The organism is Proteus sp. G4415, from assembly GCF_963896075.1.
Taxonomy (GTDB): Bacteria; Pseudomonadota; Gammaproteobacteria; order Enterobacterales; family Enterobacteriaceae; genus Proteus; species Proteus mirabilis.
The window spans coordinates 1-9,131 of sequence record NZ_CAWQOK010000111.1 but is presented as its reverse complement, the minus strand read 5'-3'; the positions used below and the strand labels follow the sequence as shown (position 1 = coordinate 9,131).

Genomic DNA, 9,131 nt, shown 5'->3' with positions numbered 1-9,131 from the left:
TGATTATGAACTTTCCATTGTTATCATAAATATTTCTAAAGCAATCTCCTTTTTACAATCATTTTAAATAAGTCGAGTGACTCAAGTAAAACAACCATAACATCAGGATTGATGTGAGATATATCAATTTTTTTTCTATCACCGATCCCATTAATTATCATAAACAGAGTACGAAAACGTTTGCATAAAATTTTTATGCCGATAGAATGCGTCAGATTTTTTGGCCTGGTGAAATGAATAGGGGGTTAAAGTGTCTCAGGACAACAATTATAGTCAGGGCCCGGTGCCCATATCCGCAAGAAAGGGTGGATTAGCGTTAACCTTTGTGATGTTGGGATTAACGTTTTTTTCAGCCAGTATGTGGACTGGCGGCGCTCTTGGTACTGGTCTCTCCTTTAATGATTTCTTCCTCGCAGTTCTTATCGGTAATCTTCTCCTTGGTATTTACACCGCATTTCTTGGTTTTATTGGTTCTAAAACAGGTCTCACCACTCATCTTCTTGCTCGTTACTCTTTTGGTATTAAAGGCTCTTGGCTTCCCTCATTTTTACTCGGTGGTACACAAGTCGGTTGGTTTGGTGTCGGTGTTGCGATGTTTGCTATTCCCGTTGGTAAAGCCACGGGGATTGATATTAATCTCCTGATTGCAATATCAGGAATTTTAATGACTATCACCGTGTTTTTTGGTATCTCTGCATTAACTATCCTCTCCATTATTGCGGTTCCTGCTATTGCTATCCTAGGAAGTTACTCGGTATATCTTGCGGTACATGATATGGGAGGGCTTAATACACTAATGGCAGTGAAGCCTGCCGAACAACTCGATTTTAATTTAGCCCTTGCCATGGTGGTAGGCTCTTTTATCAGTGCCGGTACATTAACGGCGGATTTTGTTCGTTTTGGACGTAACCCTAAAATTGCCGTGATTGTCGCTATTGTGGCTTTTTTCTTAGGAAATACTTTGATGTTTGTCTTTGGTGCTGCGGGAGCGGCATCATTAGGCATGGCGGATATTTCCGATGTGATGATAGCGCAAGGTTTATTACTGCCGGCGATCATTGTATTAGGTTTAAATATCTGGACGACCAATGATAATGCGTTATATGCATCAGGGTTAGGTTTTGCCAATATCACAGGGTTATCCAGTAAAAAATTATCTGTGGTTAATGGCATTATCGGCACATTGTGTGCGCTATGGCTTTATAATAATTTTGTTGGTTGGTTAACCTTTCTATCCGCGGCGATCCCTCCTGTAGGTGGCGTTATTATTGCAGATTATCTGATGAATAGAGCGCGGTATAATCAATTCAACGCTGACAAGATGCAAAATGTGAACTGGGTAGCCTTACTTGCTGTGGCTATCGGTATTGCTGCCGGTCACTGGTTACCAGGGATCGTACCTGTTAATGCCGTATTAGGTGGCGCAATCAGTTTCGCGGTATTAAATCCAATATTAAATCGTCGTACAGCTCGACAAGCGGAGATAAGTCATGCTGGGTAAAAATATAGAACAAATTAATCATGCTCGTTTAGCTGGAAAAGAAGGTTTATGGCGCATTACAGTTAAAAATAACCAGATTGCAGCCATTGAGCCACAACCGCAAAGCGATTTTCATCCCCAAGGGTTAGATGCACAAGGTGGATTGGTTCACGCTCCTTTTGTTGAACCTCATATACATTTAGACACCACGCAGACAGCAGGGCAGCCAAACTGGAATCAATCTGGAACCTTATTTGAAGGTATTGAGCGTTGGGCAGAAAGAAAAGCATTACTCACCCATGATGATGTTAAACAACGGGCGTGGCAAACATTACAATGGCAAATCGCCAATGGTATTCAGCATGTAAGAACCCATGTTGATGTTTCTGATGCATCGTTAACGGCTTTAAAAGCCATGTTAGAAGTCAAACAAGAAGTCAAACCTTGGGTTGATTTACAAATTGTGGCATTTCCCCAAGAAGGGATATTATCTTACCCTAATGGCGAAGCATTATTAGAAGAGGCCTTGAAATTAGGTGCGGATGTTGTGGGGGCAATCCCGCACTTTGAATTTACCCGTGAGTATGGCGTGGAGTCACTACATAAAACCTTCGCATTAGCGCTGAAATACGATCGACTTATTGATGTGCATTGTGATGAAATTGATGATGAACAATCGCGTTTTGTTGAAACCGTTGCTGCATTAGCACATAAAGAAAATATCGGCTCACGGGTGACAGCAAGTCATACAACCGCTATGCACTCTTATAATGGCGCTTATACTTCGCGTTTATTTCGTTTATTAAAAATGTCAGGCATTAATTTTGTAGCCAATCCATTAGTGAATATCCATTTGCAAGGGCGTTTTGATAGTTATCCAAAACGTCGGGGGATCACCCGTGTCAAAGAGATGTTAGCGAGTGGTATTAATGTTTGCTTTGGTCATGACGATGTCTTTGATCCATGGTATCCATTAGGTACAGCAAATATGCTACAAGTGCTGCATATGGGGTTACATGTTTGTCAGTTAATGGGCTATGGGCAAATTGATAATGGATTACAACTTATCAGTCATAATAGTGCAAAAACATTGGCATTAACGGATTATGGTGTGGAAGTCGGTAATAGTGCTAACTTTATTATTCTTCCTGCTGAAAATGGTTTTGATGCTTTACGTCGTCAAGTCCCTGTACGTTACTCTATTCGTCACGGTAAAGTGATTGCACAAACCGAGCCGGCTAAGACAGAAATTATGTTAGCTAAGCCAACGCGAATTACGTATAAATAAAGAATAATTGTGTAATATTAACTAATAACGGATAAGTAATAAATGCTTATCCGTTATTGCTATTAGTTTATTATGGCTGGATCAATTACTGACTATTTTGGCGAATAAGCGCAGCTAATTGCGCTAATTCCTCATCATTTGCGCGCTCAAAATCATGAGATGAAAGATAGCCAGGGTAGTTATCAAAGAAAATTTTTTGTCTGTTTTCAATGGGCGCCCATTTTGTCATATCACCCGTACCGTGCATTGGGCTGAGTTTGCTATGAACATGATCAACGCCAAAACCTTCAAAAAACATCCCCGTGCGTGACACATCTGGGAATGTTTTATCTAGGATTTTTGCCACTTTTTTAGTGGCGATGATCAATAACGCTAAGGCTTCATCGCTTAAATCAAAAGCATAACTTGGATAGTGTTTTTTCGGAATAACAACCGTAAAACCCTTGGTATTAGGGAAGATTGAAAGAAACGCAAGATGATGTTCGTCCTCCCAAATTTTATGGCAAGGTGCTTTTCCCGCTACAATTTGACAGAAAATACAGTTATCCATAGTCGCCTCATAATATAGGGTGAAAAATACTTCAAATTATCGTTATAACTTGAAGTATTTAGCGTATCTAACCGCCATGTTTTTAGTGGTGGGGTTAGTCATATACTGAAGATTCCTAGTGATCTATTCACTTGTCATCTAGATACAAGGGTGATTAAAGTAGATTTCTTTCTGCTAAATCAAGCGCAAAGTAAGAGAGAATTAAATCAGCACCTGCGCGTTTAATGGAGCCTAGTGTTTCCATTACCACGCGATCTTCATCGATAGCACCCGCTAATGCAGCAAATTTGATTTGCGCATACTCCCCACTAATTTGGTAGGCTGCTAACGGTAATAGTGTACGTTCACGAACATCACGAATAATATCTAAATAAGCACCAGCAGGCTTAACCATTAACATATCCGCACCTTCTTGCTCATCAATCAATGATTCGCGGATAGCTTCCCGACGATTCATCGGATTCATTTGATATGTTTTACGATCACCAATTAAGCGAGAGCCAGCAGCATCACGGAATGGGCCATATAATGCAGAAGCAAATTTAGTTGAGTAGGAAACAATACCGGTATCGGTAAATCCTGCTTGATCTAATGCAGCACGAATAGCGGCAACTTGACCATCCATTGCGGCAGAGGGAGCAATAAAATCAGCACCAGCTTGTGCGGCGGCAACCGCCTGTAGACCTAAATTATGGATAGTTTCATCATTATCGACATGTTCACCATGTAAAACGCCACAGTGTCCGTGTGAAGTATATTCACAGAAACAAGTATCTGACATAACAATCATTTCTGGTACAGCATCTTTACAAATACGAGACATGCGAGAAACTAGACCGTCGCTTTTCCAAGCGTCGCTACCTGTTTCATCAAGATGGTGTGAGACACCAAAGGTCATGACCGTTTTGATACCCGCTTTAGCGATACGCTCAATTTCATAAGCAAGGCGTTTTTCAGGAATACGTACCACACCTGGCATACTTTTGATCGGCTGATAATCCTCTAAGCCTTCTTCAACGAAAATAGGTAGGGCTAGATCATTTTTGCTGAGTGTCGTTTCTTGAAACAGCGCGCGCAGGTTCTCTGACTGGCGTAGTCTTCTTAATCGCTGGATGGATTGTTCGTTGCTCACAATATCTCCTTGTTATGGCCAGTTCTAATGATTATTTACTAAAGTATTATAAACCTTAATCGCAATAGATGGATACTATCATGCACAATAAATAGCGGCAGGGAAAAGTTAGCAGGGTTAAACGTAAGAAATGAAATAGGGGAGTTTTAATAAAAAAAGAGCAGGATTATTTCTGCTCCTTGGACTCTGCGCTTAATCATTTAAGGCAGTCAATGGATTATTTTTTCTGCTCTTGTAAAACAGAATCCATTTGAATTTTACATGCCGCAACAATTTGCGTTAAGCCTTCTTGGAACTCTTCACGTGAACCAATTTCTGCTTTTGCATCACGTAAAGATTTAACAACTTCAACGGTGCCATTAGAAAAATCAGCTTCCGTTGCATCTAGTTTTGCAAAATCAAAGTTTTGAGATTTCAATGTTGCTAATGCGTCTTTGGCGATTTTCTCAGGCGCTTCATTAGTATCATAAGCTTTTACTGAGATATCTTTGAATGTATTGCAATAATCTTCAGCCATTTTACTTGGGTTAGCAAATGCAACAGCAGGAAGTAAAAGCAGGGATAACAGAAGTGGTTTCATTATAAGCCTCATGGTTTATTTTTGGTGCGTACACTGTAAGTGTAACATATAAACCCATATAGCGTTAAATCAGAATAGGATTAACATTAGTTATTTATTACAGATAAAAAAATCCCCTCTATAACAATAGAGGGGCAGTTAAATGAATAAAGAATGGTTTATTTCGGAATTAAGTATATAGACTTTTCAGATTTACTTTTTGCTTATTTGTGCAGCACAAAAAGAAGCGACAATAAATTAAAATCATGCGCAATTGCACTTTGATGACGTCAATATCATTATTGACGATAAGCTGTTTTAATTTGGTTTAATGTGTTGCGGAAGGTTTCTGCTTGTTGTTCATCAGCAACTTCGGAAATAGCTCGCTCAATATTTAAGATAACGCGTCCAGCATCTGCTTGACCTAATGCTTTTAACATATAAGTCACAAGCGTTTTTAGGCATGCAACTTCTTGCGCTAATGTTTCAACATCTGCTTGTGTTTTAAACTTCTCATTCATGGTGAATTTCCCTTTATATCGTTTGTTTATTAACCTAAAAATAATGCCTAGTAACAGAATAACATTGTATTCATCTGGTATGAATAGCTTTTCTTATCGCCCATAAAAGAAATAAATGAATAAAACGAATAAACAAATAGTAGATAAGAAATCATTTCCGCTAGCACACTCTTATTATGATTATGTCATCGATATCACGCTATACTTTAAATTACCCATTACCGTTTAATGCGGTTTGATATAAAAATAAACACTCAGCAATAAAAGGTGAGGAATATGAGGAATAATAGATGAACAGAGAGCAACTATTACAAGCAATATCTCACTATCCTGCACTCGCTCAGCGAAATATGGGAAATACACATAAAGGCACTTTTGGTACATTAGCCATTATCGGCAGCTCAGAAGGCATGAGTGGTGCGATTGTTTTGGCGGGAAAAAGTGCGCTTAAAGCAGGGTGTGGTAAAGTCTTTTTGGGCTTTGCACAACCACAATTGCCACTGCCTTTTATTGATAGTGCACCCGAACTGATGCTACAAACAGCCATAACATTATTAGAGCAACCACAAATATCAGCATGGGCGATTGGCTGCGGTTTAGGGCTCTCCTCTGATTCGGAACAATTGCTGACTACAGTACTAGCACAACGTAACGAGAAAATACCTTATGTTTTTGATGCCGATGCGCTGGTGTTATTGGCTCAATTAAACTTATCGCATATTAACACGAATTTAACCGCTAATTGTGTATTAACGCCCCATCCGAAAGAGGCCGCAACTTTACTTCATTGTGATGTTGCTGATATTCAAAATAACCGTCAACAAGCAGCAATAGAAATTACACGCCAATATCATTGCTGGGCCATAGTGAAAGGACAAGGAACGGTGATTGCTTCACCTCAAGGAAATATCACAGTAAATACAACAGGGAACAGTGGATTATCGACAGCAGGGAGCGGTGATGTATTAACCGGTGTCATGGCAAGTTTTTTAGCACAAGGTATGCCAATCGCAGAGGCTGTGCCGAGTGCCGTATGGATACATGGTATTGCCGCAGACCAATTAATAAAACAAGGAATAGGGCCGATAGGATTAACTGCATCAGAGCTTATTGATACCATTCGTGCGGTTCGCAACCAAATGTGGGCAACCCACCAACAGCACAGCACTGATTTATTTTAACTGAGTAGTTTATTTTTTGTAGTAACTCATTAATACTTAAAGCCGATTGATAATTGATATTAGGTTGGTTTTAGTTAATTGACTCACAGTAATCTTGAGGTTATTGCGATACTATTAAGGCAAATGGAGAGTTGAGAGGAGTTATTATGTATAAAACAATTTTAGTGCCTATCGATATTGTAGAAGAAGAGTTAACCAGTAAAGCAGTACGCCATGCGGTTTATTTAGCCAAAGAAACAGGAGCTAATTTACATCTTATTCATGTGCTTCCTATCTCTTCAGCCATTATTAATGCTTATTCACTGGGTTATCCCGAAATTAAAGACAAAGCGACAGTAAAAGCCGAAAATGATATGCAAATGCTGGTGGATTCGGTGGATCTGCCTGCTGAAAAAGTGGCTTACACTGTCACTTTTGGCTCTCCCCGTGATGAAATTTTAACGACAGCAAAAGATATTCAAGCAGATTTAATTGTTATCGGCTCTCGCAGACCCAACATTAGCACACATTTATTAGGCTCTACGGCCGCAGGCGTTGTTCGTTATGCAGATATTTCTGTGTTAGTGGTTCGTTAATTGACACATGCTAATAGGTTATGAGGTTTCATAACCTATTTTTTTCTTTTAAATTATCTATTTTACCATTATTAAATTATTTTCATTGGGTTGCGCATTAATAGAGTCAATGGGATGGAAAAATTTACACAAGAACTTTTAAGGCTCGACCATTTTATTCTACGTATTCTACGCTACTATATAATAGGTACTGTATTCTTTTTTTTAGGATTATTACCGGGCGTGCTAGGGTTCTATTTTATTGAAGGACATACTTTTATGGAGTCCTCATTAAACGCAATATCAATGTTAAGTGGTCAACCGGTAGAGCCTGCGCCTGCAACACCAACAGGGCGTTTTTTTATTGCGATTTATGGTTTGTTTCTTCAGTGTGTTTTTATTTTATCGATTGGATTAGTAGTGACACCCTTTATTCATCGACAATTACATAAATGGCATCTTGAAGAGGATTAGCAATCATACTGTTGGTTGAAAAAATCAAAATAACAAACAGACGATAATTAATAATGAGGAGTTGCTATGTATAAGACAATTCTAGTGCCCGTGGATATTTCAGAAGATGAATTAACCGAAAAGGCTTTACAACACGCTGTTTATATTGCAAAGCTTGAAGGGGCTAAGATCCATTTGTTTCATGCTATTCCTGATGTTTCACGTTTTTCAATTAGTTATAGCTACCATTATGATATGTTAAGCTCTTTTGCTAATAAAGCGATTGAACGAGTTCAAGAACAACTGCAAGAATTAGCTAATTCTGTAGATTTACCTAAAGAGCAAGTTGATTTCTCTGCCGCATTTGGCTCAGCAAGAGATAAAGTGTTAGAGCTGGCAGAAAAAATTAAAGCGGATTTAATTGTCGTTGGCTCTCGTCGTCCTAGCATTTCAACTCATTTATTAGGCTCTAATGCATCAGGAATTGTGGCTTACGCCAAACAATCTGTGTTAGTTGTGCGTTAATCCTATAAGCGATGAAATAGGCTAACATCATAGTATAATATGGTATAAAAGGAGATAGAGATAACGCTATCTCCTTATTAATCAAACTAGAATATTTAGTGTTTGATAATCAATTATTTTATCGATACTACTTGCTTAGTATTGGGATCATCAGCAATTGTAAAGGAGATGTGACTATATCTAGCGCCAAAGTAACGGGTAATAATATTCTTGGTGTGCTGGCACCAATAAGATTTTCTTTGTATTGGTAGAATTCAACATTAAAGGGATGGTTAAAAGGTAGTAAATACTCATTTTTTTGTTCTTTATTTTTTTGATGAACTGTTCCAAGTAAATTATCTATTTTTAGTGAACAGGTGTTTATATCTTTTTTACATATAAAACCGTAAGTTAGTGCTGCTTCTTTATCGGTTTGAGTTATCCAGTTATAATTTATTTTAATTTTCCCATTAAATTGCTTCTTTTGATTATCAATAATAAATTCAACTGGATTTTCTACGCTCAATTTATCATGGTGGATAAGCGGATCTCTTAAAATATTTACTGCGTTATCTCCACCTCTTATTAATAAATAATCAAAATGATCACCAATAAATACCCATCCGCTAGTACCGTTACTATCTTTTGCTAGAGAGAGTGCGGTAATTGAATCGCCTTTCCAATGAGAACGATGATAACCATTATCATTTTTAGTTGATAACATTAACCCGAATGAAAAACAGCCTGATAATAAAAAGAAAATAGGAAAAATAACTATTGATAATAAGACAGCGGACTTTGTTCTCAAAAAACTTACCATATTAATTTTCTCTTAGTTATAAATTAATGAATTCTGTCATGATAATCTTTAAATGACTTTAAATATATTTTCAAATTTATAAAGTGGTC

General features: G+C 38.0%; 11 protein-coding genes. 6 read left to right on the top strand and 5 right to left on the bottom strand.

Annotation, left to right across the window (positions count from 1 at the left end; translation table 11 throughout):
- Nucleotides 1-250 precede the first annotated feature (250 nt).
- Together codB and AACU95_RS12910 are read left to right on the top strand one after the other, a co-directional pair.
- Nucleotides 251-1,501 carry a cytosine permease gene (codB, locus tag AACU95_RS12915; RefSeq protein WP_004250947.1) on the top strand — a complete coding sequence of 417 codons (1,251 nt, stop codon included), beginning with the start codon at nt 251-253 and terminating at the stop codon, nt 1,499-1,501.
- Nucleotides 1,491-2,768 (top strand): cytosine deaminase, encoded by a 1,278-nt coding sequence (locus tag AACU95_RS12910; RefSeq protein ID WP_012368001.1) that lies wholly within the window; start codon nt 1,491-1,493, stop codon nt 2,766-2,768. Before codB ends, AACU95_RS12910 begins: the two co-directional genes overlap by 11 nt.
- Before the next feature lie 85 nt (nt 2,769-2,853).
- Here the strand turns inward: AACU95_RS12910 and AACU95_RS12905 are convergent, their stop codons facing one another.
- From AACU95_RS12905 to AACU95_RS12890, 4 genes are all read right to left on the bottom strand, one after another.
- Complete coding sequence (locus AACU95_RS12905) at nt 2,854-3,318, bottom strand: HIT family protein (protein ID WP_017628067.1); 465 nt, start codon at nt 3,316-3,318, stop codon at nt 2,854-2,856.
- Between the two features lie 154 nt (nt 3,319-3,472).
- Nucleotides 3,473-4,450 (bottom strand): porphobilinogen synthase, encoded by a 978-nt coding sequence (gene hemB / locus AACU95_RS12900; RefSeq protein ID WP_012368000.1) that lies wholly within the window; start codon nt 4,448-4,450, stop codon nt 3,473-3,475.
- Between the two features lie 217 nt (nt 4,451-4,667).
- A complete protein-coding gene (locus tag AACU95_RS12895; protein ID WP_004248202.1) occupies nt 4,668-5,030 on the bottom strand; it encodes a hypothetical protein in 363 nt (120 codons plus the stop codon).
- A gap of 278 nt (nt 5,031-5,308) precedes the next feature.
- A complete protein-coding gene (locus AACU95_RS12890; RefSeq protein ID WP_012367999.1) occupies nt 5,309-5,530 on the bottom strand; it encodes a DUF2594 family protein in 222 nt (73 codons plus the stop codon).
- Nucleotides 5,531-5,820: 290 nt separating this feature from the next.
- Here AACU95_RS12890 and AACU95_RS12885 point away from each other — a divergent pair, with 290 nt between their 5' ends.
- The 4 genes from AACU95_RS12885 to AACU95_RS12870 all read left to right on the top strand — a co-directional run bounded on the left by AACU95_RS12885 (nt 5,821) and on the right by AACU95_RS12870 (nt 8,243).
- Nucleotides 5,821-6,711, top strand: a complete 891-nt coding sequence (locus tag AACU95_RS12885) for an NAD(P)H-hydrate dehydratase (protein ID WP_012367998.1) — start codon at nt 5,821-5,823, stop codon at nt 6,709-6,711.
- A gap of 146 nt (nt 6,712-6,857) precedes the next feature.
- The gene (locus tag AACU95_RS12880; RefSeq protein ID WP_004243205.1) at nt 6,858-7,286 is read left to right on the top strand and encodes a universal stress protein; all 429 of its coding nucleotides are present in this window, start codon (nt 6,858-6,860) and stop codon (nt 7,284-7,286) included.
- Between the two features lie 114 nt (nt 7,287-7,400).
- Entirely contained in the window at nt 7,401-7,739 is a 339-nt protein-coding gene (locus tag AACU95_RS12875) for a hypothetical protein (RefSeq protein ID WP_004243204.1), read from the top strand.
- A gap of 66 nt (nt 7,740-7,805) precedes the next feature.
- Nucleotides 7,806-8,243, top strand: a complete 438-nt coding sequence (locus tag AACU95_RS12870; protein ID WP_004243203.1) for a universal stress protein — start codon at nt 7,806-7,808, stop codon at nt 8,241-8,243.
- A 127-nt stretch (nt 8,244-8,370) separates the two neighbouring features.
- On the opposite strand, the gene AACU95_RS12865 is transcribed toward AACU95_RS12870, so the two are convergent.
- The gene (locus AACU95_RS12865; protein WP_004248200.1) at nt 8,371-9,042 is read right to left on the bottom strand and encodes a YidX family protein; all 672 of its coding nucleotides are present in this window, start codon (nt 9,040-9,042) and stop codon (nt 8,371-8,373) included.
- Nucleotides 9,043-9,131: the final 89 nt, after the last annotated feature.

Coding starts and splice junctions, on each gene's coding strand:
- AACU95_RS12870 (WP_004243203.1), top strand. CDS start 7,806: ATGTATAAGACAATTCTAGTGCCCGTGGATATTTCAGAAGATGAATTA.
- AACU95_RS12895 (WP_004248202.1), bottom strand. CDS start 5,030: ATGAAACCACTTCTGTTATCCCTGCTTTTACTTCCTGCTGTTGCATTT.
- AACU95_RS12910 (WP_012368001.1), top strand. CDS start 1,491: ATGCTGGGTAAAAATATAGAACAAATTAATCATGCTCGTTTAGCTGGA.
- AACU95_RS12880 (WP_004243205.1), top strand. CDS start 6,858: ATGTATAAAACAATTTTAGTGCCTATCGATATTGTAGAAGAAGAGTTA.
- AACU95_RS12905 (WP_017628067.1), bottom strand. CDS start 3,318: ATGGATAACTGTATTTTCTGTCAAATTGTAGCGGGAAAAGCACCTTGC.
- AACU95_RS12875 (WP_004243204.1), top strand. CDS start 7,401: ATGGAAAAATTTACACAAGAACTTTTAAGGCTCGACCATTTTATTCTA.
- AACU95_RS12890 (WP_012367999.1), bottom strand. CDS start 5,530: ATGAATGAGAAGTTTAAAACACAAGCAGATGTTGAAACATTAGCGCAA.
- AACU95_RS12885 (WP_012367998.1), top strand. CDS start 5,821: ATGAACAGAGAGCAACTATTACAAGCAATATCTCACTATCCTGCACTC.
- AACU95_RS12865 (WP_004248200.1), bottom strand. CDS start 9,042: ATGGTAAGTTTTTTGAGAACAAAGTCCGCTGTCTTATTATCAATAGTT.